Below are 24,622 nucleotides of genomic sequence, written 5' to 3'. Positions count from 1 at the left end.
TAGCCCCCGACATGGTTAGTTTATAGTTGCAGCGTCTGTACGGGTTTTCATTGGTCGGTACTCGGCACTAAACTGGTGGTTTCTTGTACCGGTTGGCGGTAATTTTAGAGATAGATTCTTATTGAGCTGGGAGGTTCACATGGTTGATCACGCACGCGCAGCGCGAATGGCCAAGCGCATTCAGGAGATCGTGGCAAGTGCCATCGAACGCCAGATTAAGGATCGCCGCCTTGAGCTGGTGACCATTACGGATACTCGGGTCACGGGCGACCTGCATGACGCTACTGTCTTCTATACTGTGCGCGGAAAAGACATCGACTCCGAGCCGGATTTTGCACAAGCAGAAGAAGCACTCAGGCGCGCCAAAGGTCAGCTGCGCAAAATTGTGGGTGATCAGCTCTCGGTGCGTTTTACCCCAACGCTTACCTTTGAAGTCGATACCGTCCCCGAGGCTTCGGCTCATATGGAAGAGCTTTTGGCACGCGCCCGTGCGCGCGACGAGGAACTGGCAAAGTTGAAGGAAAACGCACAGCCTGCAGGAGATGCGAACCCGTATAAGACCTCTGATGAAGACGAGGACTAAGTGACTAAAACGCAATACCAGCCCGCAGTTGCTGCGCTGCAGGATGCCCACAGCATTTGCATTGTTACGCACCTGCGGCCGGATGCCGATGCCATCGGCTCTGCTGCAGCTTTGCTGCTCGCCTTGCGGCAACGAGGCAAGGACGTGTGCGCGATTGTGGGACAGGATCGGGAGATTTCTCATAACTTGTATACCATTCCCGCTGCTGAGGAGGTAAAGACCAGCCGAGTTCTGCCAGAAGGCTATGACCTCTACGTCACCGTTGACTGTGGTTCTTTGGACCGAACGGGATTTTTTGCTGACAAAATTGAGCAGTTAGCGCAGCAGGGCCGTGTGTTGTGCATCGATCACCATTCCTCCAATCCTGGCTTCGGCGCCATAAATGTGGTGGACACTGAGTGCGAATCCACCACCGTGGTACTGCTCAGTATTTTGGATTCTTTAGAAATCCAGATCGACCGCAATATTGCCCACTGCCTATATGCCGGCCTGATGACCGATACCGGAAGCTTCCGCTGGGGGAGGCCTGCGATGCACGACATTGCCACTCGGCTAATGCATTACGATCTCGATACCAAGCAGATTGCTGCAGACCTACTAGATTCCACCACGGCCGACGATCTGCAGATGATAGGTCGAGTGCTGGCTGGTCTGCGCATTGAGGAAGCTGGGCAGCACCGACTGGGTATTCTCGTTGCACGGAGGGGAGATATCCACGGCCATTCAGACTCGGCAGTGGAATCCCTAGTGGAATTTGTTCGTGCGCTAGAAGGCACCACTATCGGTGTGGTTTTTAAAGAGCAAGCTCCTGAGGTGTGGGCAGTTTCATTGCGTTCTTCTCGCATCGATTGCTCTTCCGTGGCGCTAACCTTCGGCGGCGGTGGGCATATTCCAGCTGCGGGATATACCGCGCATGGTTCTCCAGAAAAAATCATTAAGGAATTGGTGGCCGCTGTTCAATGAGTAGAGGGCAGACGGATGGAACGCGTACCCAAGAACACTCCACCGCCGGCACAGTAACCGCACGCGAGGTCTTTGGCCTCGCGTTTCCCGCGCTGGGCGTGCTTGCGGCAATGCCGCTTTATCTCCTCCTGGATACCGCTGTGGTCGGCCGTCTTGGAGCCCAAGAGCTCGCCTCGTTGGCAGCGGCAACCACGATTCACTCTGTGGTGACTACGCAGCTGACCTTCTTGTCTTATGGCACGACGGCTCGTTCCGCGCGCCTTTTCGGCTCTGGCAAACGAGAAGCCGCTGTAGCAGAAGGCGTGCAAGCCACCTACGTAGCTTTGGGGGTAGGCGGAGTCCTTGCGGTTATCATGTGGATTTTCGGTGGCGTATTTGCAAGCGCTTTAACCGGTGATCCCGCCACCGCTGCCGGAACGGCATTGTGGCTGCGCATTGCGGCATTGGCCATACCTGTCACCCTGGTGGAGATGGCCGGAAATGGGTGGATGCGCGGAGTACAAGATACCAAAAAGCCGCTGTATTTTACCTTGTCTGGCATGATTCCCGGCGCTATTGCGGTACCTATCTTCGTCCATTTCTGGGGGTTGGCCGGCTCAGCCATCGCCACTGTATTGGGAATGAGCATTATTGCTGCGCTTTTCGTGCGAGAACTGCACAATGAGCACACCGGTTCTTGGCAGTTCCGGTGGCACGTGGTACGCGAGCAGCTTATTTTGGGCCGTGATCTTATTTTGCGCTCGGCTAGCTTTCAGGTGGCCTTTCTTACTGCTACGGCGGTGGTTTCTCGAGTAGGCACTGCCTCACTGGCCGGTCACCAAATCATGATGCAGCTGTGGAACTTCATGTCCCTCATCTTGGACTCCCTGGCTATTGCCGCGCAGTCCTTAACAGGTGCAGCACTAGGAGCAGGATCTGCGCAACACGCTCGGGGCGTAGGCCGCAAGGTTACTGTGTATTCCACGGTTTTCTCTGGGCTGCTAGCGGTCGTATTTGCCGCGGGAGCGGGCATTATCCCACGTATCTTTACCTCCGCGCCTGAGGTCCTTGATGCTATCTCTCAGCCTTGGTGGATTTTGGTGGCGATGGTCATTGGCGGCGGCGTGGTCTTCGCACTCGATGGCGTGCTGCTAGGGGCAGGCGACGCTGCCTTCTTGCGTACGCTGACCATTTCCTCGGTTCTTTTGGGATTTTTACCAGGTGTAGTGCTAGCTCACTTTATGGGTACGGGTTTAACCGGCGTCTGGTGTGGCCTTGCCGCATTCATTGCCTTCCGGATGGTGGGAGTGGTGCTCCGGTTCCGCTCCATGAAATGGGCCGTAGTGCAGGAGGCTTAGCTGCGCTAGAGTAGGCGTGTTGATATTCCTGCGTGAAGCACGCCTGCGTGCCGTGCGCAGATTTGAGGAAGGCGGGTGAGAATCTATGCCAACAGTGTGGGCGGTTTCTGACCTGCATGGCGCGGTCAGCGCCAATAGTGAACGAATTAATCAGCTCGCGCCCTCGGATCCGGGGGATTGGCTCATCGTAGCCGGAGACGTAGCCGAGCGTACAGATCTTATAATTCGCATCTTGCGTCAGCTCAATGATCACTATGCCAAGGTCATCTGGGTGCCTGGCAATCACGAGCTATTCTCCCGCTCGCAGGACCGCTACCAAGGACGCGAAAAGTATGACTACCTAGTAGCTAGGTGCCGAGAAATCGGGGTTATTACTCCTGAAGACCCATATCCGGTATTCCATGGAACCACGATCGTTCCGCTTTTTACCCTGTATGACTATAGCTTCCGGGCACATGATCTCACTGTGGATCAAGCCATTGAAGCCGCGCGTGCCAAGCAGCTAATGATGACGGATGAATTCGCTATTGCACCCTTTGTAGATGTTCGGGCGTGGTGTTGGGATAGGTTGGCTTACTCCATCAAACGCCTCTCCCGAGTGCACGGCCCCACGGTGTTGGTCAACCATTGGCCATTAGTACAAGAGCCGACGATGCTGCTGCGCTTTCCAGAGATTGCACTGTGGTGCGGGACGCGGCATACGCGCTCGTGGCCGCGGCGATATAACGCACAGGCAGTCATTTATGGGCATTTACACATGCCGTCACGGATGAATGTGGATGGCGTTGACCATATTGAAGCCTCTTTGGGATATCCGCGAGAGTGGCAAGGCCGCGACAGCGTGCAGGTGTGGCCGTATCCGGTACTGCATTCCTATGAAGAGGAGGCGAGATGATTTTTTCGGAGTTATTCCCGGAATCCGCTCGGTATTGCTATGTGCGCACGGACCCGAGCTATGCGGATCTTGCGAACTTTGAAGACCTCGCGGCCGAGGAAAAGTCTCTCGTTTCCCAAGCAGTCGATGTGCGCAAAGCGGAGTTTGGTGATGCCAGGTGGTGCGCGCACCGCGCCTTGCAGGAACTAGGAGCCGACCCGGCCACGCCGATTTTGCGCGGAGAGCGCGGAATGCCGCTGTGGCCAGAGGGGTTCGTAGGATCGATGACGCATACCGATGGCATGCGCGCCGCTGTGGTCGCGCCTACTGATGCCATGAAATCGGTGGGCTTAGACGCGGAACCCGCCGAGCCACTGCCGGATCATGTGCTCACCATGATTGCCCGGGCAGGGGAGATGCCCCAGCTGATGCGCCTGCGTGAGGCGGGGATTAACTGTCCGGACCGGTTGCTTTTCTGCGCTAAAGAAGCAACGTACAAGGCGTGGTTTCCCATGACCTTTCGCTGGCTCGATTTTGACCAAGCAGAAATTGACCTGCGCGAAGACGGCACCCTTATTTCCTATATTTTGGCTCGGCCCACACCAGTGCCGTTTATTACCGGGCGCTGGCTAATCCGGGATGGTTATGTCATCGTCTCCACGACGGTTCCGGCCCTAGACTTCAGCCGCTAAAGGGTAGAAGGTCGTGCTACAAAGACGGTGGCCAGGCGCTTGCCTTTTTCCTTAATGAGCGCCACCGCTTGGCCATTCGGCGCCACGGCGGCGTGTACTCCCTTTAAACCGCGAGGCTCAAGCCACTTGCCCATGGACAAGGCGCTCGCCTCTTCCTCTGTTACAGCTAGAACCGGAAAACAACGAGCCAAAGCTTCGTCCAAACTGAGGGAAAGTCGCGGGGAATCGGCTAGGGCCTCGAGCGAGAGGGCGTCGGCAAGTGCAAATGGGCCCACCTCGGTGCGCCGCAAGGCGGTAAGGTGCCCGCCTACTTGCAGGGCTTCGCCCAAATCGCGGGCCAAGGAGCGGATATAGGTGCCAGAAGAACAATCGACCGTAACGTCTACGTCGATGTAGTCGCCCACCCGGCGCTCTTCTACAATCGCGAACCTATCTACCGTGACTGGGCGGGCAGGGATATCGACCTCCTGGCCCTCGCGCACGAGTTCGTGGGCACGGCGTCCATTAATCTTGATGGCCGAAACGGCCGCGGGCTTTTGCATAATATCGCCAGTGAGCTTGCCAATCTCTGCCTCGATGGCGGAGCTGTCGATGGACGCAGCACTAGCGCCCCAGCTGTGATCGCCTTCGGCGTCATCGGTGGTCGTGGCAGCCCCGAGCCGGATAGTGGCGTCGTAAGACTTAGTGGAGGCAACCATATGGGCCAAGAATTTGGTGCCACGCTCTAGGCCAAGGACGAGCACGCCAGTTGCCATGGGATCCAGGGTGCCAGCGTGGCCAACCTTCTTGGTGTGAAAGTACCTGCGTAGGCGGCCGACAACGTCGTGGGAGGTCATGCCGGCGGGTTTGTCTACGATGACGAGTCCGGAGTTTGCGAGCGCATCAGTCATAGCCCCTAAGTCTATGCTCTACGATAGTCTGCGTGGATATTTGGTACGGAATCGATGACATCCCCGCGGAAGTGGGCCCAACGTCAATAACCATAGGCGTCTTCGATGGCCTGCACCGCGGCCATCAGCAGCTCATTTCGGCTTGTGTGAAGCACGCACACGCCAATGACCAGCGCCCAGTAATGGTGACCTTTGACCCGCACCCGGTGTCAGTATTCCTACCGGAGCGAGCCCCACAGGCGGTTCTGAGCTTTGAGCGCCGGCTGGAATTGGCCGAAGAGATGGGCATTGAAGCCGTACTCGTTATTGACTTCACCCGGGACCTTGCCGGTGTAGAGCCGCGTCCTTATGTAGAAGATTTACTGCTGGGAAAGCTCAATGCCCAACACATCGTGGTAGGGGAGAACTTTACTTTTGGTGCCGGTGCGGCTGGTACCGCCCAGGCGATGCGAGACTACGGTGCTGAATTCGGTTTTAGTGTCGAGATTGTCCCGCTGCTCAATGACAAAGGGGTACGCATTTGTTCTACCCATATCCGTGAGTGCCTAGCCCAGGGCGAGATTGAAGCAGCCAATTGGGCGCTGGGCCGCCATTTCACCGTGACTGGGCCCGTAGTGCGGGGTGCAGGACGTGGGGGAAAGGAGCTTGGATTCCCCACCGCCAACCAATATTTCCCGGATACGGTGGCAATCCCCGCTGATGGTGTTTACGCAGGCTGGTTCGTTGTTCATTCAGACTCGTCCATCGACGGCGATATGCGCCCCGGCGTGGCCTACGCGGCTGCTATTTCCGTGGGCACCAACCCCACCTTCGGCGACGAGGAACGCTCCATCGAATCCTTCGTACTTGACCGCGATGCTGACCTTTATGGCTACGAGGCTACGGTGTATTTTGTGGGCCACCTTCGCGATATGGTGAAGTTCAATTCCGTAGATGAGCTGCTGGAAGCGATGGCCAATGACGTAGCCAAGGCCCGCCAAGTGCTTGCCGCCGATGCCAAGGCGCAGGGCTGGACTGCAAAAGACTACTTCCTGCGGGAGAAATAAATGAAGGCGATCCTCGATCTTGATACCGGCATTGATGATGCCTTAGCGCTGGCGTATGCCATAGCCCATCCGAACCTGGAATTAATCGGTGTGACTTGTACCTACGGCAACGTGACCGTGCCGTTGGCCGTGCGCAATACGCTGGCCCTTCTAGAGCTGCTGGGCAAAAACAATATTCCGGTCCTTGCCGGCCCTAGCCCGGATGGTTTCCGGCCGAGCGATATTTCCTCCTTTATCCATGGCCACAACGGCGTGGGAGAAGTCCTTTTGCCGCCGGCAACCACGCAGGCGCAGTCGCAACCCGCGGCCGAGTTCCTCATCCAAGCCGTGCATGAGCACGGCGATGACTTGGTTATCATTCCGACCGGCCCTTCCACGACGATTGCTGCCGCCATGCAGCAAAACCCCTCTTTTGCCGCGAACTCGCACCTAGTGATGATGGGCGGAGCCCTCACGGTGCCCGGCAACGTCACGCCGTGGTCCGAGGCCAATATCTCCCAAGATCCGGAAGCTACCGATTACCTCTTCCGGCACACCCATGACACCACCATGGTGGGCTTGGACGTCACCTTACGCACGCTGCTGACCACGGCGGAATCCGCCCGTTGGCGCGCTACAGGTACCCACGCCGGCCGCATCTTCGCGGACATGGTGGATTACTATATCCGCGCCTACGCCACCACCTCGCCGCACTTGGGCGGTTGCGGTCTGCACGACCCATTAGCCGTTGCGGTAGCAGCAGATGCCTCGCTTGTCGACGTCCTTTCGATAAACCTCAAAACCGACACCACCGGCCCCACCCGCGGCCGGACGATCGCGGATGAAACGCGCCTGGATGCCCCACCAACTGCACGGGTGGCCGTCGAAGTGGATAGTGAGCGCTTTGTGCGTGAGTTTGTGGAAAGCCTCGAGAAGCTATTCGGAGACCTTTATAAGCCCGTCTTGCGGCCCAAGCGGTTTTGATTTTCTCTGTCCAAGCGCTGTAAGGTGTTTCTTTGGCTTAGCGACTGCGGTTCACAGCAGTTGCGGCACGCACAAGCAAAGTGCATCGCGCTGGCTTATGCGTCACGATAATGTGGACTGAAATAAAGGAGAAATACTCATGGCATTGACCACTGAGAAGAAGGCCGAAATCCTCAAGGAGTACGGCCTGCACGAAACCGATACCGGTTCCCCTGAGGCACAGGTTGCCCTGCTGACCTCCCGCATCAATACTTTGACCGAGCACCTGAAGTTCCATAAGCACGATCACCACTCCCGCCGTGGTCTGCTGCTGATGGTTGGTCGCCGTCGTGGCCTGCTGAAGTACCTGGCTGAGAACAACGTCGATCGCTACCGTGATCTGATTTCTCGCCTGGGTCTGCGCCGCTAATTTCGGCCCAGCTTCGGCCACCTTGCCCCGCCTTTTGGCGGGGCTTTTGTGGTTTTTCTGTTAGAATTTGACACCGTTGTCATAGACAAAATCGATCAGGCGGCACCGACGATCGCCTAAACCACTCAAGGAGACATTTTTTAATGAGCGTTCAGAACTCCGTCGAGTTCAATATTGACGAGGATTTTGGTATTACCGAGGCCATTGCCACCTTGGATAATGGTGACTTTGGTACCCGCACCCTGCGCTTTGAAACCGGCCAGCTGGCACGCCAGGCAGATGGTTCCGTGACCACGTACTTGGATGATGACACCATGCTGCTGGCCACGACCACCGCGTCCAATCAGCCGCGCGAGGGATTCGACTTCTTCCCTCTGACCGTGGATGTGGAAGAGCGTATGTATGCCGCTGGCAAGATCCCGGGCTCCTTTTTCCGCCGCGAGGGCCGTCCTTCCTCCGAGGCTATTTTGGCGTGCCGCCTTATCGATCGCCCGCTGCGCCCGACCTTTGTCAAGGGTTTGCGCAACGAGGTCCAGGTCGTAGTCACCGTGATGTCCCAGGATCCGGAAGAGTACTACGACGTCGTTGCTATCAACGGTGCCTCAGCCGCCACCCAGCTATCTGGTTTGCCGGTCTCCGGCGCAGTTGGCGGTGTCCGCATGGCGCTCATCGCAGACGATAAGCACCCAGAAGGCCAGTGGGTGGCTTTTCCGAACCACGAGCAGCACGAGCGTGCACTCTTTGAGATGGTTGTCGCCGGCCGCATCGTTAAGAAGGGCCGCAAGGACGATGTAGCCATCATGATGGTGGAGGCCGGCGCTGGAACTAACGTCGCTGAGCGCATTGCTGACGGCGCTCCCGCACCGCAGGAGGCTGCTGTGGCCGAGGGCTTGGAAGCAGCCAAGCCATTCATCAAAACCCTGTGCGAGGCCCAGAACGGCCTAGCTGAGCGCGCTGCCAAGGAAACTCAGGAGTTCCCACTCTTCCCTACATATGGCGATGACGTCTTTGAGGCAGTGGAAAAGGCAGCTACCAAGAAGCTAGAAAAGCTGTTGACCATTCCAGGCAAGCAAGAGCGCGACGACGCCACCAATGACTACATGGAGCAGGTTGAAGATAAGCTCTTGGACCAGTTCGAGGATCTCGATGAGGCCGATGCCTCCAAGCAGATCCGTAGCGCATATAACGCGTTAATGAAACAGATCGTGCGCCAGAAGATTCTTTCTGAAGGCTTCCGCATTGATGGCCGCGGCGTTACCGATATCCGTGATCTTTCCGTTGAGGTGGACCTAGTACCGCGTGCGCATGGTTCGTCCTTGTTTGAGCGAGGCGAGACCCAGATTCTGGGCGTGACCACCTTGGACATGCTCAAGATGGAGCAGCAGATCGATTCTTTGACCCCAGTGGAATCCAAGCGCTACATGCACCACTACAACTTCCCGCCGTTCTCCACCGGTGAGACCGGCCGCGTGGGCTCCCCGAAGCGCCGCGAAATCGGCCACGGTGCCTTGGCCGAGCGTGCGCTGCTTCCGGTCATCCCATCCCGTGAAGATTTCCCATACGCCATCCGCCAGGTCTCTGAGGCACTGGGCTCCAACGGCTCGACCTCCATGGGCTCCGTGTGCGCTTCCACCTTGTCCTTGTACAACGCCGGTGTTCCGCTCAAAGCACCGGTAGCCGGCATTGCCATGGGCTTGGTTTCCGGCGAGGTAAACGGCAAGGAAAAGTTCGTTGCCCTCACCGATATCCTCGGCGCCGAGGACGCCTTTGGCGATATGGACTTCAAGGTTGCAGGCACCTCTGAGTACATCACCGCTTTGCAGCTGGACACCAAGCTGGACGGCATCCCGTCTAAGGTTTTGGCCCAGGCCCTGGAGCAGGCTCGCGATGCTCGCTCTACCATCCTGGAGACCATGGCTGAGGTCATCGATACCCCGGATGAGATGTCCGGCCTGGCCCCGAAGATTACTTCAGTGAAGATCCCGGTTAATAAGATCGGTGAGCTCATCGGGCCAAAGGGCAAGACCATCAACCAAATCACCGAGGAAACCGGGGCAGAAGTCTCCATTGAAGACGACGGTACCGTCTATGTTTCCGCCGCTACTGGTGAAGCCGCCGATGCTGCCATCGATAAGGTCAACTCCATTGCTAACCCACAGCTGCCGAAGGTAGGGGAGCGCTTCTTGGGCACCGTGGTAAAGACCGTCCCATTCGGCGCGTTTGTGTCCCTTACCCCAGGCCGCGATGGCCTGATCCACATCTCCAACTTGGGTGGGGATGAGCGCATCGAAAAGGTGGAAGATGTCATCAACGTGGGCGATAAGGTCCAAGTAGAAATCGCGGATATTGATAACCGCGGCAAGATCTCCCTGGTTCCGGTCGAAGACTAAATCTTAGGCGCCCCCAAGAAAAGGGCCTTGCTCGCCAGCTCCTCTGCTGGCGAGCAAGGCCCTTTTTAGCGCTGACGCTGTTTATGGAGAGTTTCTGAGAGGTTTAGTTTTGGAAATCGATTACTAAGCGTGAGGGGTCTTGGAGGTAGGTCACAGAGTAGAGAGTCTTTTTCTCTAATCCGATGATGAGCTGCGTTTGTGCCTCAAAAGTTGTGGTGTAGTTGACTTCGCTAACTACCCCGGCGCCAGGCGTGGCCCCTGGCTCCATGAACTTTTCCTTTAGTTCAGGGGTAGAAGGCCACGGGGTCCCCTCGATACCCAGGTTGAGGAAGGCATTTCCTTGAACCTCGACTGCCTTGCCGGAAGCCTGCTGTACAGGCCTATCGGTAAAGGAGGTAAACCACCCCGGTGCGCCCTCTCCATCCAAGTCGATAACGACTCGGGTAAACCCATCATGAGCGCCTACCCGCACACCGGTTGGGACGAGGTTTCCTCCTCCTTGCGGCATGTGCTGCTGATCCTCCAGTGAGGCGGTGCCCATGCCGGCAAAGGCGGCTGGGGCTGGGCTATGTGGAAGTTTCTGCTGCTTTTCGTGGGCAGCTGAAGTGCTCTGCGGGCCGGAAGAGGAAGTCGTGGGTGCAGCAGAGCTTGTCAGAGCAGCCGAGTGCTCGGTAGTGGACTGCGCTTCATCAAATGCAGGCGCGTCTTCCCGTTCACTACCCTCATTGGCACAAGCTGCGAGTGCTAGTGCGCATCCTGCGCTGGAGACCACGGCAATTATGCGAGAGATGTTAGAGCGAGGAATATTCATCACTTCCTTGGTTGCTACCGCGTTGTAACCCCATTCTACTGGGGTGGATGGGACGCGGATTAAGAAGTGATGCAATTGTTAACTGATGGGGTGCAGTATCTCTCGCAGTGAGGGTGCAGCTACTTCTTCAGTTGGACAAGTTGAATGAGGTTTCCCACGGTGTCGTCGAAGACCGCAATGATAGAGGGGCCAACATCGGTAGGCTCCATAGTAAAGCGCACGCCTTTGTCGATAAGCTCCTTATACTCTTTTTCTACGTCGGTAGAAAGGAATTGGGTGGCCGGAATTCCATTGGCTTTTAGAGCTGCGGCATAGTCTTTTGCGGCGGGATGGCCCTTAGGTTCCAAGAGGAGTTCGGTATTTCCTTCGCCTTCGGCATTAGTGACGGTGAGCCAGCAGAAATCACCATTGGTCACGTCGTCCTTGACGCGAAATCCGAGGGTGTTGACGTAAAAATCGTGGGCGCGTGCAACATCATCGACGGGAACGGAAGCAATATATATCTGCATGCTCACCATCCTAGTGAGAACGCAGCGCACCGTCGAAGGCCGCAGGTACTTTCCGGCAGGCTAGGAATTGCGTGGTTCCTATGCGCGTTAGGATGGGGAAAGCACTACCGATTTTGCGGAAGAAGGAGAATCCACCATGGCTATTAAGGTTGGCGTATTAGGAGCACATGGACGCGTAGGCCAGGCAATTGTTGAAGGCGTTAACGCAGAAGATGATCTCGAGCTGGTAGCAGAAATTGATCGAGGTGATGATCTGCAGCAGCTTGTCGACGCCCACGCGGAGGTCATTGTGGACTTTACTCAGCCGGATTCCGTGATGGGCAACCTTGAGTTCTGCATTGCCAATGGCATCCACTGCGTCGTGGGTACTACCGGCTTTGATAAGGAACGCCTAGCGCAGGTGGAGGAGTGGACCAAGCAAGACGGAGCCGGCAACGTGCTTATTGCTCCGAACTTCGCCATCTCTGCCGTACTCACGATGGTGCTGGCCAAGCAGGCCGCTAAGTTCTTCGAAACCGCAGAGGTAATCGAATTCCACCACCCGACTAAGTTGGATGCCCCGTCCGGCACGGCTATCCATACCGCAGAAGGTATTGCCGCTGCGCGCAAGGAGGCTGGCCTAGGTGAAATGCCTGATGCCACGGAAAAGCAGCTTGACGGTGCGCGCGGTGCCACTGTCGACGGCATTCCGGTACACGCGGTACGTACCCGTGGCATGGTGGCGCACGAAGAAGTCATCTTTGGTGCCCAAGGCCAGTCACTGACCATCCGCCAGGATTCCTATGACCGTGCGTCTTTCACCCCCGGCGTACTCGTGGGCGTGCGCCAGATCGCGGATCACCCGGGTCTGGTCGTAGGCCTAGACAAGTACCTGGGGCTCTAAGCTATGGCTAAAGCAAGTGAGCTAGATATTCAGCTCATTGCCGCAACACAGTTTCATGCTCCCAAGGGAGTGGACTGGCGCGCGGATGACTCGGCTTCCGATGGGGAAGCGCTCGTCGAGTTTGCGGGAAGGGCGTGCTACGAGTCTTTTGATAAACCGAACCCACGCACAGCAACGAATGAAGCCTACCTGCATCACATCATGGAGGTAGGCCACACCGCGCTGCTAGAACATGCCACAGCCACGATGTACATTAAAGGCCTGTCACGCTCGGCTAGCCATGAGCTCGTGCGGCACCGGCATTTTTCTTTCTCGCAGCTCTCACAGCGTTTTGTCCACCCAGACGAAACTGAAGTGGTTCTTCCCAAACTGGTTACGGAGGACGAACAGCTCAGCCGATTGGTAATGCAGGCCGTCGATGAGACGCGTTTTGTCTACGATGAGCTGCTCGATGCGCTTGAGGAGAAACTAGATGAGCCGAACGCGCTCCTGCGTAAAAAGCAGGCCCGTCAGGCGGCTCGTGCGGTGCTTCCCAATGCAACAGAGACCCGCATCATTGTCACTGGCAACTATCGCGCGTGGCGGCACTTTATCGGTGCCCGTGCGGCTGAGCAGGCCGACGAAGAGCTGCGCCACGTAGCGGTGGAGTGCCTAAAATTGCTGCAAGGTACCGCCCCCGTTCTCTTTGATGACTTTAATATCACCACGCTTGCCGACGGCACGCAGATGGCAGCAAGCCCCTACGCCTAACACGCGCGGTACCCCGATGCGGCTAAAAGGTAGCCAAAAGGGTAATCTTGACGGCTATGAGCACAGGTATGACAGCAAAGACTGGCGTCGACACCTTTGGGCGCATCGGTGTCGCCATGGTCACCCCTTTTGATCGTGACGGTGCACTGGACGTTGCCGCAGGTCGTCGCCTAGCAGCTCATCTCGTTGACAATGGCGTTGATTCGCTCATCCTTGGTGGAACCACGGGCGAGTCACCGACAACGTCGGTAGAAGAGAAGCTGGAGCTGCTCAAAGCCGTAAAGGAAGAAGTAGGAGACCGCGCAAAGCTTTGTGCCGGTGCCGGAACGAATGACACCGCTGCCTCCATTAAATTGGCTAAGGCTACCGCTGAGGCGGGCGCCGATAGTCTTTTGGTGGTTACTCCTTACTACTCAAAGCCTTCTCAACAGGGCGTTTACGAGCACTTTGCAGCGATTGCTCAGGCCACGGATCTACCGATCTGTGTCTATGACATCCCTGGCCGCTCGGGCATCCCAGTAGCGCCGGATACTCTCCGCCGCCTTGCGGATTTGCCGAACATCCAAGCCGTGAAGGACGCTAAGGGCGACCTTCCTGCGGCAGCAGAACTCATCCAAGAAACCGGTTTGGCCTGGTATTCCGGTGACGACCCAATTAACCTGCCGTGGCTTTCCCTCGGCGCCTCTGGTTTCATTTCCGTCATCGGCCATGTTGCACCGCGTGCCTTGGCAGAACTTTATGAAGCATTCGACGCGGGTGATATGGCTCGCGCCCGAGAAATCAACGTCACTACGCTTCTTCCGCTTACCCATGCACAGGCACGGTTGGGCGGAGCGACATTTGCAAAGGAAGCCCTGCGCCTGCAGGGCATCGAAGTTGGCGATACCCGTCTTCCCGTAACCGCCGCGAGCGAAGAGGAACGCGAGGTACTTCGCCGTGATCTGGAACAATCTGGAGTCCTCTAAGAATGAATGAACCCCGTAACCGTTCCCGCAAGGTGACCCGCAAGGCGGGCCCACCGGCGGAAAACGAAACCGCCTCCAACGAGGCGGCTTCGCCAGTTTTCCAAGCACCAGCGAGCGATGCTGGCAATTCGACCTCTGATAATTCCGCACAGGGCGAAAAGGACAACTCTGGCAAGAAGAACTCTTCCGATAACCACTACGATGGTGGCGGCAACAACCGCCGCTCCCGTTCCCGTGGCAGCCGCGGCCGTGGCCGTGGTGGAAATGGCAACGGCAATGGCAACAACCACGGTGGGAACAATCACCACGGTGGAAATAATAAGAATGGCAACGGTAAGAACGGAAATGGCAAGGGCCGCGGCCGTAATAATCGTGGCCGCCGCAATGTGCCCAAATCCATGCAGGGCGCGGATCTGACCAAGCGCCTGCCAGAACCGCCAAAGCAGCCGAAGGATGCCTTGCGCATCTATGCTTTGGGCGGTATCTCGGAGATCGGCCGAAATATGACGGTCTTTGAGTACGGTGATGACCTCATCATCATCGACTGTGGCGTGCTTTTCCCGTCCTCCGGGGAGCCAGGCGTGGACCTCATCCTGCCGGACTTCGGCCCGATCGAAAAAAAGATCCACAAGGTCAAGGCTCTCGTTGTTACTCACGCTCACGAGGATCACATTGGTGCTATCCCATGGCTGCTCAAGCTGCGCCCGGATATCCCGATCGTTGCCTCTCGTTTCACTATCGCGTTGATTGCTGCGAAGTGTAAGGAGCACCGCCAAAAGCCGAAGTTCGTCGAGGTTAATGAAAAATCCGACGTAACATACGGACCATTCCGCGTCCGCTTCTGGGCAGTAAACCACTCGGTGCCGGATGCTTTGGGCATCATGTTGGGCACGCCTGCCGGCAATATCATTCATACCGGTGATATCAAGCTGGATCAGACCCCGCTGGATAACCGCCCGACAGATTTGCCGGCATTGTCCCGTTATGGTGACGAGGGCGTTGACCTCATGCTGTGCGATTCCACGAATGCCACTGTGCCTGGTGTATCTGCCTCCGAAGGTGACATTCCGGCCAACTTCAAGCGCCTTGTAGCTGGCGCTAAGCAGCGCGTAATCTTGGCTTCTTTCGCCTCCAACGTCTACCGCGTTCAGGCCGCCATCGACGCTGCTGTGGCAAACGGCCGCAAGGTGGCTTTTAATGGCCGCTCGATGATGCGCAACATGGAAATCGCGGAAAAGATGGGCTTCTTGAAGGTCCCACGCGGCACGATCATCCCCATCGATGAGGCTGCCAAGATGGCTCCGCACAAGACCATGCTGATTACCACCGGAACACAGGGTGAGCCGATGGCCGCCTTGTCCCGCATGGCGCGCCGTGAGCATCGTCAGATCACCGTGCGCGATGGAGATACCATTATCTTCTCCTCCTCGCTCATTCCGGGCAACGAGGAAGCCGTCTACGGCGTCATCAATATGCTGTCCCAGATCGGTGCCAACGTCATTACTAACCAGGACGTAAAGGTGCACGCTTCCGGCCACGGTTATGCCGGCGAGCTGCTCTTCCTGTACAACGCCGCACGTCCGCTCAACGCCATGCCTGTCCACGGCGAATGGCGTCACCTACGCGCCAATAAGGAATTGGCCATCTCCACCGGTGTGGACCGCGACCGTACGGTGCTGGCACAAAATGGCGTTGTCGTAGACCTGCGCAAGGGTCGCGCCCAGGTTGTTGGTCAGATGCAGGTGGGCAACCTGTACGTTGATGGCGTTTCTATGGGCGATGTGGATGCGGATACCTTGGCTGACCGTACCAACCTGGGAACCGGCGGCGTAGTATCTATCACCTGTGTGATTGATAACCGCACCTCGCGCCTGCTAGAGCATCCAACGGTATCTACCACGGGATTCTCCGATGATGACCGCGGCATCGTGCCGGAGGTTGCGGAGATGGTGGAAAACACCATGAACGATCTGGCCGCAGAGGGCGAGAATGATACCTACCGCATGGTGCAGAAGCTGCGCCGCAAGGTCGCCAAGCTCATGGATTCGAAGTACAAGCGCGAACCAGTCATCTTGCCGACCATTGTGCCGACCAACTCCGGACCTTTGGTCACCGATGATGAGGACGTTGATGCCTCTCGTGAGTCCCTGTAACTAGCGAGGTAGCCTCACACTAAGTGAGACGAAGCCCCAGCATGCCAGCTAAATCGGTATGCTGGGGCTTATGTCTTTTTCTTCGGCTGAGCGTGCCAAGATGGTAGCGCTATTTCATAAGCTTGGCCCCGACGCCCCAACCTTGTGTGAGGGTTGGACTACTCGTGACCTTGCCGTACATCTGTGGGTGCGGGAGAATCGCCCGGATGCGGCCGCCGGAATCTTCTTGAACGCATTTTCCGGCCACCTCGAGAAGCAATCACGAAAGGTCGCGGCGCGAGACTTCGATGAGCTTGTAGATGACTGGGGGAGGGGACCGGCCTCTTATAGCCCGGTTCGGTTCGTAGATGCACAGCAGAACCTTGTGGAGCACTTTGTCCACCATGAAGACATTCGCCGAGCTAATGGCAAGGGGCCGCGTGACTTTTCGGCACGGATTCAACAGCAGATGCATGGCTACCTAAAACTCTTGGCTAAAGCGACGTTGCGCAAGTCTGATCGTCCAGTGATTCTGCAGCCGGAAGGCCTGCCGCGAATTGTGGCAGCGGATAAACACGAGGTAGCAGAAAAGGGCGATGCTGTGGTCCGCGTTACCGGAGAGATTGGGGAACTTCTCCTCTGGTGCTTCGGGCGCGATGCTGCTGAAGTTTCCCTCGAGGGAGATGTAGCAGCAATAACAAAGTCAACCCTTTAGGGTTGATTTATGCGTTGGCTGCCGATTATCGGCCCCACCGGGAAGGATTGCCGTTGGAAAGCATCTCCAGACGCATCGCGCAACGCGTGTGGTTAATGTGAATTGTGAGGTTGCCGGGTTAAAGTAGAGGCATGTCTGTCAAAAATGCCTCTTCGCGCGGTACGCGCCGAAAGTCGAACCGTTCACGGCCATCCGGCCGTAGCCAGTCTGGTGCTGGCATGCCGGAAACCTTGGCTATGACGTCCTCGCATCGGCGCGCTGCGGCGACCTCGCAGGAGCGTACGGGCAGTGCGTTCCGGGCCGTCGGCAAGGGCTTGGGGGCCGCATTTGGTGCCACGGCCCGCGGCATGGGCAACATGGCTCGCGACGTAAGCCATGGTGTTGCTGGCCTCAAGCCGAGCGAAGATGCAAATGACACTGAGCAGTACGAGATGACGAGGGAGCCGGAAGAAATTTCTGCACGCGGGGAGAAGAAGAAAAAGAACAAGGTTACTCGCGCTCGCGATGTAGCTGCGGAAGGGGACGTTGCTGACATGGCAGTCGGCGAGTCAGAATCGCGTGGAATCCAGGTGAAAAACCCTGACGCGGTTGCTCTCGTACTTATTGGCATTTCCATTGTGCTTGCAGCAACTGTATGGTTTGGCGTTGCCGGTCAGGTAGGCGCTTGGGTGGGCAATCTTGTTCGCTACGTCATTGGTGCCGGCGCCTGGGTGCTCCCCGTGGCGCTGGTAGCTCTAGCGATCGCCCTGATGATGGATATTTCTGGGCCAGCGGGGCACTTTAAACCACGCATCGTAGGTGGAACCAGCATCATTGTCCTAGCAATGCTCAGCCTGATTCACATTTTTGCCGGAACTCCGGAGTTGGGCTTTACTCCGGATAGTGCCGGTGGTGCAGGTGGCGTCATCGGCTACGCCATCGGCGGTCTTTTGGAAACGGCTTTTACTTCCTTCGTTGCGGTACCGCTGCTTTTCCTAGTCATCATCTATGGCGCTTTGCTAGTTACGGGTATTACTATCCGCGAGGCCTATGAGCTAGTAGCTGGGGCCATCAGTGCTGCCTTCTCCCGGTTTGGTGGTTCTGATGAGGATTATTATGAGGACGGAGACGATGACCTCTACGGCCACGTCACCGGCGATATTGATGATATTGCGGAAGGACGCGAGCGTAGCGAGCGCCCGGCTCGTCCTGCTACCAAGCGTCGCTCTTCCGGCCGGGATGGGGGTGGGAGCCGCAGCGCTTTCCGACGCCGCAATGAAGATCCCGTTCCTCGCGGTTCCTCCTATCCAGTGGAGTCCCCAGCCGGGGACGAACAAGAGAATGCAACTCGAGCATTTAACGCACCCACCCGTGGTGGGTATCAGGCTGTTTCCTCTGTCGCCGAGGACTCCAGCGCTCGCGACATCGGCGATACCGATGAGATTCCCGTGGTAAATGACGCCGCTTCTGCTCCGGCTCAACCATCTGCTGCGGAACCAGAGCCGACCCGAGTTTTGGGCACTACCCGCCGCTCTAGCGCTGGCGCTGCTCACTCGAATACTGCAGCAGACACCGCCAGCGGCTCCATAATGGGCTCGGCCGCTGGTGCTGCAGCCGGCGCTGCTGGTGTTGCGGGTGCAGCAAGTGGCGCAGCGAAATCTGCCTCCGTAGGAGCCGCAGGTGCGGCAGGTGCAGCGGCAGCCGGTGCTGCAGGTTCCGCAGTAGAAAGTGGTGTTGATGCGGTCTCGTCTGCCCACGAAAAGGCGCGCCAACTCTTCCGTGAGCGCTCTGGGCGTGACGCCACGACCGGCGCACAGGTGGATGCTGCCGAGTCAGCGGGCGATTCAGCCGCGGCTTCGGAGTCGTCCGCGGCTCCCGCTCCTGCTGCCCAGTTCGGTAATGAGAACTACGCGGTTCCCACAACTGACCTGCTTACCCCGGGTACTCCTGCCAAGGAGCGCACCGAGATTAATGACCGCATTATCGAGGCCATTACTGATGTCTTTGAAGAGTTCAAGGTAGATGCCCAGGTAACCGGCTTTAGCCGCGGTCCCACGGTCACCCGTTACGAAATCGAGTTGGGGCCTGGCGTTAAGGTATCCAAGATTACGAACCTGCAGTCGAACCTTGCCTATGCTGTCGCAACGGATAACCTCCGCTTGTTGACGCCGATTCCAGGCAAGTCCGCAGTAGGTATTGAGGTACCCAACCCAGACCGCGAGATGGTTCACCTGCGTGAGGTGCTTGACGCACCGAGCATGACCAGTTCCCCGGATCCCATGCTTATTGGCTTGGGCAAGGACATTGAGGGCGAATACACCTCTTTTTCGGTACAGAAGATGCCGCACTTGCTGGTTGCAGGTGCCACCGGTTCCGGTAAGTCCGCTTTTGTGAACTCCATGTTGGTCTCGCTGCTCACCCGAGCCACCCCAGAGCAAGTACGTCTTATCCTGGTGGACCCGAAGATGGTGGAGCTTACCCCGTACGAGGGCATTCCACATCTGATTACGCCTATCATCACCCAGCCCAAGAAGGCGGCAGCAGCCCTGCAGTGGCTGGTGGAGGAGATGGAGCAGCGCTACATGGATATGAAGGCTGCTCGCGTACGCAAGATTGAGGACTATAACCGCAAGGTCGTCTCTGGCGAATACCAGGCGCCGGCAGGCTCCGAGCGTGAGGTTCGCCCGTACCCGTACATCGTGTGCGTCGTCGACGAGCTGGCGGACCTGATGATGACCGCACCGAAGGAAATTGAGGACTCCATCGTCCGCATTACCCAAAAGGCGCGTGCGGCTGGTATTCACCTCGTTCTGGCGACCCAGCGTCCGTCGGTCGACGTTGTGACCGGTTTGATCAAGACCAACGTTCCATCCCGCCTTGCCTTCGCTACGTCCTCGTTGACCGACTCGCGCGTTATCTTGGACCAAGGTGGCGCTGAAAAGCTCATCGGTATGGGTGATGGTCTCTTTATTCCGCAGGGCAAGCGTCCAGTGCGAATGCAAGGCGCCTTTGTCTCCGATGACGAGGTTATGGCTGTCGTCGATGCCGCCAAGTTGCAGGCTGCACCAAACTATACCGAGGGCGTGACCGAGGAAAAGCAGACTGAGGCCAAGAAGGAAATTGACGAGGAAATCGGCAAGGATATGGACGATCTCCTCGAGGCGGTTGAGCTAGTTGTCACCGCTCAGCTGGGCTCGACTTCTATGCTCCAGCGCAAGCTCCGTATTGGCTTTGCCAAGGCCGGTCGCCTCATGGACCTCATGGAATCCCGCGGTGTCGTCGGCCCATCAGAAGGCTCCAAGGCCCGTGAGGTACTGGTAAAGCCAGAAGAGCTGGATACGATCATTTGGATGATCAAGGGCGCTGATCCTGCCGAGGCGCCAAAGGAAATTCAGGAGGAGATGCAACAGCAGGAGCAGGATGAAGCCGCCGCTACTTCCGACGCCGACTCTTCTGCAAGTTCCGATTCTTCCCCGCAGGGCGGTGCCGGCGACACGCGAACCGTCCAGGCAACGTATAACCCTTCGGCAGGTGCCTTTTAAGATCGTGTAGAGTTGGACGCGTCTTGGAGGGGAGTACCCCATCCTTCGGCATTGATCGTCAGCACGGAAGCGTTACGCTCCCGGTCGTGTCGGCCCGGCTACATTCCAGCAGCTGAGCGGGGGAGACCTCCGGTCACTTTGTTGTATCTTCGACCGGAGGGATGTACCAATGCATGTGCCATTGTGGATCTGGGCGATTTCCATCGTCGCCATTCTTGGATTTTTTGTTTTTGATTTCTTCTCCCACGTGCGCACCCCGCACGAACCCACGCTAAAAGAATCAGGGTTCTGGACGCTGTTCTACGTCGGCATCGCTCTACTTTTTGGTGCCGGCGTGTGGGCCATTTGGGACCACGAACACGGCATCCAATACCTCACGGGTTACGTAACAGAAAAAGCGCTATCCGTAGATAACCTCTTTGTCTTTGCGCTCATCATGGGCGCCTTCAAAATCCCGCGCAAGTACCAACAAAAGGTATTGCTCATCGGCATCGTCATCGCTCTAGCATGCCGCCTAGTGTTCATCCTTTTGGGTGCTGCGGTCATCGCGGCGTGGTCCGATATCTTCTACCTTTTCGCGATATTCCTCATCTACACGGCTATCAAGCTCGTCGTTGATGAGATTCGGGACGCCCCCGAAACCGATCCCAATGACATGGGCATCATCAAGCTAATCCGCAAGGTAGTCCACGTCACCCCGCGCTACCACGGCGATAGGCTTACTCACCGCGTGGAAGATTCCTCGGGCAAGCGTAAATTCGCGTTCACCCCGCTGTTTATCGCCTTGGTGTCTATTGGTCTCATCGACGTGATGTTTGCCTTCGACTCCATTCCAGCCATCTACGGCATTACGTCAGAAGCGTTCTTGGTCTTTACCACCAATGCCTTCTCTCTGATGGGATTGCGCCAGATGTACTTCCTGCTTGATGGTCTGCTGGATCGCTTGGTGTACCTGCCCTATGGCTTGGGCATTATCTTGGGCTTTATTGGCCTAAAGCTAATGTTCCACGCGCTGCATGAGAATAACCTGCCATTTGTTAACGGCGGCGAGAACGTGGAGTCCATCCCAGAATTTTCCACCATCACCTCACTCATTGTGATTGTGGGCGTACTGGTTATTACGGTTATCGCCTCGGTTATCAAAAACAAGCGCGATGAAAACCAAGGCGGAGTACCGGTATCGCACAATCACTTCGATTGGGACGAAGAAGGAAATAAGATCGTCCGCAATAAGAAAGGCGACTACTTGGGCAAGGCCGAAGACCTACCCAAGGAAGAGCTGCCGCACTAAAAGTGGGCGTTGACCGGATTCCATTCGCGGAAGCTACGGCCGGTGATGCAGCCGGCCTGGTAGAAGGGGTCATTGTCCATGAGGGCAATGGCATCGGCGACCACGGCGTCGTCGCCAAGCCCCACGATGATAAGCGCTCCTCCCTTGGAATCCGTCAATGGGCCAGTGGCAATGATGGTGCCCTCCTCAAAGAGCTGCGCGGTAAATTCGCGGTGCGCTGGGCGGGCCTTGGCAATCTCTGGGCTTTTGGGGTTGTAGTCATAGCTAACTGCAAAATACTTCATGATTCGCATTTTAAATTGCCGAGGCATCCAAGCGCAGGCCCTTAGCGCTAACAGGTAGTATGTATAACGTGAATCAACCCGGAACACAGTCAGCGCAATCCTCGGATGTGAATCCGCAGGTGTCCAATTGGAACCTGCCAAATATTCTCACCAGCCTGCGCATTCTTTTCATTCCGGTATTTGCATGGCTGGTCATTGCAGACCACGAATGGTGGGCCTTTGGCTTATTTGCGGCCTTAATGCTGACGGATAAGCTCGACGGTGACATTGCTCGCGCTCGCGGCCTTATCACTAACTTCGGCAAAATCGCCGATCCTATTGCGGATAAAGCGCTTATGACCACCGCACTGGTATGCCTCAATATCATTGGGGTGCTGCCGGTGTGGATTACCGTAGTGATTCTCATCCGCGAATTTGGCATTACAATCTGGCGCATGGTTTTGCTGCGCCGCGGAAAGGTAGTGCCTGCTTCTAAGGGCGGCAAGTTGAAGACCGTTTTGCAATCTGTGGCTGTAGGGCTGTACCTGTGGCCGCTGCCAGACTGGATGAATATCCCCACTTTCTTAGTCATGCTCCTGGCAGCAGTGGTCACGGTGGTTACCGGTGTGCAGTACCTCATCGATGGCAAAAAGCAGAATAGCTAGCTAGACCATGAGTACTACAGCAACCAGCCTTGTATCCGAGCTCACCCAGCGCGGGGAGACATTGTCATTCTGTGAGTCACTCACTGCTGGGTTGGCCAGCGCCACTGTGGCATCTGTCCCTGGAGCATCGGCTGTGTTGCGCGGTGGTCTCATAACGTATGCCACCGAGGTGAAGTCGCACTTTTTGCGCCAACCTGTGGCCGATATCGAAGCTGCCGGTGTTGTTTCTGGGGAGACCGCCCTTGCAATGGCGCGTGCCGCAGTGGCAGAAACTGATGCGGACTGGGGGATAGGCCTTACAGGAGTAGCAGGGCCAGACCGGCAAGAAGGCAAGCCGGCGGGCACCGTTTATATCGGAATCTATTCCCCCAACGGGGTTGCTTTTTCGCAGTTGCTATCCGGGTTGGGCAAAGAGCGAAACGAAATCAGGGAAGCTACGGTCGTAGCCGCCTTGCGGCTACTGGGCTCAACTTTGGAAGAAAATCCGGTACTGCGGGAACAATAACAAGACGAGGCGCGTTGACCATAGTGATGAACACTTCTACTGCAGTCCTCGAACACTCGGTAACCGGCGCCGCCGCGGCAGCAGCGACGCCCACCACTGCTCGTACCCCCGAGCCGCTTTTGCGTGAAGCTCTTGGGTTGACGCTGCGCGCCTTCCGCGCGGACAAAGGAGTGACCCTGCGCGAATTGGCCGGAGTGGCCCGCGTTTCGCCGGGCTACCTTTCGGAGCTCGAACGCGGCCGCAAGGAAGTCTCGTCTGAGCTTCTTGCGTCTGTGTGCCACGCGCTGGATTGCTCGGTGTCTGACGTGCTGATTGAAGCCGCCGGCTACATGGCTCTGCCATCCATGGATGAGGAGCTTGCCCATACGGCTCCTGCCGCATCAGAGCTTTAAGTTACAGCGGCCTATGTCGACAGCCGGCCTTTTCTCTTGCGAGAAAGGTCGGCTGTGTACGTTATGGGGACGTCGGCAAGCGTCCGCGACTGCGGGGAGTGCAAGCGGTGGAAACAGCGCTTCGCTAGTATAAACAGCAGAACAATACGCACATATTTTTAACCTAGGAAGGTTGAAGCACACCATGGCGAACCCATTTGTTAAGGGCTGGAAGTACCTGATGGCGCTCTTCGATAACAAAATCGAGGAAAACGCCGATCCAAAGGTGCAGATCGAGCAGGCTATTGAGGACGCTCAGCGCCAGCACCAGGAGCTGTCGCAGCAGGCGGCCGCCGTGATTGGTAACCAGCGTCAGCTGGAAATGCAGCTCAACCGCCGCCTGGCAGAGGTAGAAAAGCTGCAAGGCAATGCTCGCCAGGCCCTGGAATTGGCTGACCAGGCCCGTGCCAAGGGTGATGAAAATAAGGCCGTCGAGTATGAAAACGCGGCCGAGGCTTTTGCGGCCCAGCTGGTTACCGCAGAAGAATCCGTGGAAGATACCAAGAAGCTGCACGACCAAGCACTGCAGCAGGCAGAGAAAGCCAAGAATGCGGTTCAGCGCAATAATGCCGCGCTGCGTGAAAAGGTCAATGAGCGCTCTAAGCTGCTTTCCCAGCTGGAGCAGGCAAAGATGCAGGAAAAGGTTTCCGAGTCTTTGAACTCCATGAACGAGCTGACCGCTAATGGCAATACGCCGTCCCTGGATGCCGTACGCGATAAGATTGAGCGTCGTTACTCCAAGGCGCTGGGCCAGGCTGAGCTTGCCGAGAACTCCGTGGAAAACCGCATGGTTGAGGTACAACAAGCCGGTATTCAGATGGCCGGCCACTCCCGCTTAGAGCAGATTCGCAGCGAAATGAATTCCTCCAAGTCCGTGGAAGGCAATAAGGCTCAGGCTATTGAGGGCAATAAGGCATCAGGCTCTGCTGCCGACAACGCTGCCCAGCCCGGCACTGCCAACGACGATGCCGTGCAGGCCCGCTTGCGGGAGCTACGGGGCGAGTAAGATTCCGACTGCCTTTTAAGTACTTATC

General features: G+C 57.0%; 24 protein-coding genes. 20 read left to right on the top strand and 4 right to left on the bottom strand.

Annotation, left to right across the window (positions count from 1 at the left end; genetic code table 11):
- Window positions 1–139: 139 nt before the first annotated feature.
- The 5 genes from rbfA to L8V01_RS01535 all read left to right on the top strand — a co-directional run bounded on the left by rbfA (window position 140) and on the right by L8V01_RS01535 (window position 4,449).
- Window positions 140–583, top strand: a complete 444-nt coding sequence (gene rbfA, locus L8V01_RS01555) for a 30S ribosome-binding factor RbfA (RefSeq protein WP_269945404.1) — start codon at window positions 140–142, stop codon at window positions 581–583.
- Window positions 584–1,546 (top strand): DHH family phosphoesterase, encoded by a 963-nt coding sequence (locus L8V01_RS01550; RefSeq protein ID WP_269945403.1) that lies wholly within the window; start codon window positions 584–586, stop codon window positions 1,544–1,546.
- On the top strand, window positions 1,543–2,883 hold the full coding sequence (locus L8V01_RS01545; RefSeq protein WP_269945402.1) for an MATE family efflux transporter: 1,341 nt from the start codon (window positions 1,543–1,545) through the stop codon (window positions 2,881–2,883). Before L8V01_RS01550 ends, L8V01_RS01545 begins: the two co-directional genes overlap by 4 nt.
- Before the next feature lie 85 nt (window positions 2,884–2,968).
- The gene (locus tag L8V01_RS01540; protein WP_269945401.1) at window positions 2,969–3,778 is read left to right on the top strand and encodes a metallophosphoesterase family protein; all 810 of its coding nucleotides are present in this window, start codon (window positions 2,969–2,971) and stop codon (window positions 3,776–3,778) included.
- A complete protein-coding gene (locus L8V01_RS01535; protein ID WP_269945400.1) occupies window positions 3,775–4,449 on the top strand; it encodes a 4'-phosphopantetheinyl transferase family protein in 675 nt (224 codons plus the stop codon). Before L8V01_RS01540 ends, L8V01_RS01535 begins: the two co-directional genes overlap by 4 nt.
- Here L8V01_RS01535 and truB read toward each other — a convergent pair.
- Entirely contained in the window at window positions 4,446–5,339 is an 894-nt protein-coding gene (truB, locus tag L8V01_RS01530; protein WP_269945399.1) for a tRNA pseudouridine(55) synthase TruB, read from the bottom strand. The two genes, L8V01_RS01535 and truB, sit on opposite strands and share 4 nt — an antisense overlap.
- Before the next feature lie 23 nt (window positions 5,340–5,362).
- Here truB and L8V01_RS01525 point away from each other — a divergent pair, with 23 nt between their 5' ends.
- From L8V01_RS01525 to L8V01_RS01510, 4 genes are all read left to right on the top strand, one after another.
- Window positions 5,363–6,385 (top strand): bifunctional riboflavin kinase/FAD synthetase, encoded by a 1,023-nt coding sequence (locus L8V01_RS01525; RefSeq protein ID WP_269945891.1) that lies wholly within the window; start codon window positions 5,363–5,365, stop codon window positions 6,383–6,385.
- Window positions 6,386–7,348: a nucleoside hydrolase gene (locus L8V01_RS01520; protein ID WP_269945398.1), complete on the top strand. Its 963-nt coding sequence runs from the start codon at window positions 6,386–6,388 to the stop codon at window positions 7,346–7,348.
- Window positions 7,349–7,487: 139 nt separating this feature from the next.
- On the top strand, window positions 7,488–7,757 hold the full coding sequence (rpsO, locus tag L8V01_RS01515) for a 30S ribosomal protein S15 (protein WP_005278802.1): 270 nt from the start codon (window positions 7,488–7,490) through the stop codon (window positions 7,755–7,757).
- Window positions 7,758–7,900: 143 nt separating this feature from the next.
- Window positions 7,901–10,147: a polyribonucleotide nucleotidyltransferase gene (locus L8V01_RS01510; protein WP_269945397.1), complete on the top strand. Its 2,247-nt coding sequence runs from the start codon at window positions 7,901–7,903 to the stop codon at window positions 10,145–10,147.
- Window positions 10,148–10,250: 103 nt separating this feature from the next.
- Here L8V01_RS01510 and L8V01_RS01505 read toward each other — a convergent pair whose 3' ends face one another.
- Together L8V01_RS01505 and L8V01_RS01500 are read right to left on the bottom strand one after the other, a co-directional pair.
- Window positions 10,251–10,958 carry an AMIN-like domain-containing (lipo)protein gene (locus L8V01_RS01505; RefSeq protein ID WP_269945396.1) on the bottom strand — a complete coding sequence of 236 codons (708 nt, stop codon included), beginning with the start codon at window positions 10,956–10,958 and terminating at the stop codon, window positions 10,251–10,253.
- 119 nt (window positions 10,959–11,077) lie between these two features.
- Window positions 11,078–11,467, bottom strand: a complete 390-nt coding sequence (locus tag L8V01_RS01500) for a VOC family protein (protein ID WP_269945395.1) — start codon at window positions 11,465–11,467, stop codon at window positions 11,078–11,080.
- A 136-nt stretch (window positions 11,468–11,603) separates the two neighbouring features.
- Here L8V01_RS01500 and dapB point away from each other — a divergent pair, with 136 nt between their 5' ends.
- The 7 genes from dapB to L8V01_RS01465 all read left to right on the top strand — a co-directional run bounded on the left by dapB (window position 11,604) and on the right by L8V01_RS01465 (window position 21,724).
- On the top strand, window positions 11,604–12,350 hold the full coding sequence (gene dapB, locus L8V01_RS01495) for a 4-hydroxy-tetrahydrodipicolinate reductase (RefSeq protein WP_269945394.1): 747 nt from the start codon (window positions 11,604–11,606) through the stop codon (window positions 12,348–12,350).
- A 3-nt stretch (window positions 12,351–12,353) separates the two neighbouring features.
- Window positions 12,354–13,100, top strand: a complete 747-nt coding sequence (gene thyX, locus L8V01_RS01490) for an FAD-dependent thymidylate synthase (RefSeq protein WP_269945393.1) — start codon at window positions 12,354–12,356, stop codon at window positions 13,098–13,100.
- A 56-nt stretch (window positions 13,101–13,156) separates the two neighbouring features.
- Window positions 13,157–14,065 carry a 4-hydroxy-tetrahydrodipicolinate synthase gene (dapA, locus tag L8V01_RS01485; RefSeq protein ID WP_269945392.1) on the top strand — a complete coding sequence of 303 codons (909 nt, stop codon included), beginning with the start codon at window positions 13,157–13,159 and terminating at the stop codon, window positions 14,063–14,065.
- Between the two features lie 2 nt (window positions 14,066–14,067).
- Window positions 14,068–16,218 carry a ribonuclease J gene (locus tag L8V01_RS01480; RefSeq protein ID WP_269945391.1) on the top strand — a complete coding sequence of 717 codons (2,151 nt, stop codon included), beginning with the start codon at window positions 14,068–14,070 and terminating at the stop codon, window positions 16,216–16,218.
- Window positions 16,219–16,276: 58 nt separating this feature from the next.
- Window positions 16,277–16,912: a TIGR03085 family metal-binding protein gene (locus L8V01_RS01475; RefSeq protein WP_269945390.1), complete on the top strand. Its 636-nt coding sequence runs from the start codon at window positions 16,277–16,279 to the stop codon at window positions 16,910–16,912.
- 218 nt (window positions 16,913–17,130) lie between these two features.
- Window positions 17,131–20,433, top strand: coding sequence for an FtsK/SpoIIIE family DNA translocase (locus L8V01_RS01470; protein WP_269945890.1), 3,303 nt, complete (start codon window positions 17,131–17,133; stop codon window positions 20,431–20,433).
- A gap of 169 nt (window positions 20,434–20,602) precedes the next feature.
- Window positions 20,603–21,724, top strand: coding sequence for a TerC family protein (locus tag L8V01_RS01465; RefSeq protein WP_269945389.1), 1,122 nt, complete (start codon window positions 20,603–20,605; stop codon window positions 21,722–21,724).
- Here the strand turns inward: L8V01_RS01465 and L8V01_RS01460 are convergent.
- Complete coding sequence (locus L8V01_RS01460) at window positions 21,721–22,008, bottom strand: YciI family protein (protein WP_269945388.1); 288 nt, start codon at window positions 22,006–22,008, stop codon at window positions 21,721–21,723. The two genes, L8V01_RS01465 and L8V01_RS01460, sit on opposite strands and share 4 nt — an antisense overlap.
- Window positions 22,009–22,067: 59 nt before the next feature.
- Between L8V01_RS01460 and pgsA the strand changes: the two genes are divergently transcribed.
- The 4 genes from pgsA (at window position 22,068) to L8V01_RS01440 (ending at window position 24,594) form a co-directional block, all read left to right on the top strand.
- Entirely contained in the window at window positions 22,068–22,652 is a 585-nt protein-coding gene (gene pgsA / locus L8V01_RS01455; protein ID WP_269945387.1) for a CDP-diacylglycerol--glycerol-3-phosphate 3-phosphatidyltransferase, read from the top strand.
- A gap of 7 nt (window positions 22,653–22,659) precedes the next feature.
- Window positions 22,660–23,157 carry a CinA family protein gene (locus L8V01_RS01450; protein WP_269945386.1) on the top strand — a complete coding sequence of 166 codons (498 nt, stop codon included), beginning with the start codon at window positions 22,660–22,662 and terminating at the stop codon, window positions 23,155–23,157.
- Between the two features lie 26 nt (window positions 23,158–23,183).
- On the top strand, window positions 23,184–23,549 hold the full coding sequence (locus L8V01_RS01445) for a helix-turn-helix domain-containing protein (protein ID WP_269945889.1): 366 nt from the start codon (window positions 23,184–23,186) through the stop codon (window positions 23,547–23,549).
- 184 nt (window positions 23,550–23,733) lie between these two features.
- Window positions 23,734–24,594: a PspA/IM30 family protein gene (locus L8V01_RS01440; RefSeq protein WP_269945385.1), complete on the top strand. Its 861-nt coding sequence runs from the start codon at window positions 23,734–23,736 to the stop codon at window positions 24,592–24,594.
- Window positions 24,595–24,622: the final 28 nt, after the last annotated feature.

Origin of the sequence: Corynebacterium curieae (assembly GCF_027570035.1) — a bacterium.
GTDB lineage: Bacteria > Actinomycetota > Actinomycetes > Mycobacteriales > Mycobacteriaceae > Corynebacterium > Corynebacterium curieae.
This window is presented reverse-complemented; position numbering and strand designations above follow the sequence as displayed.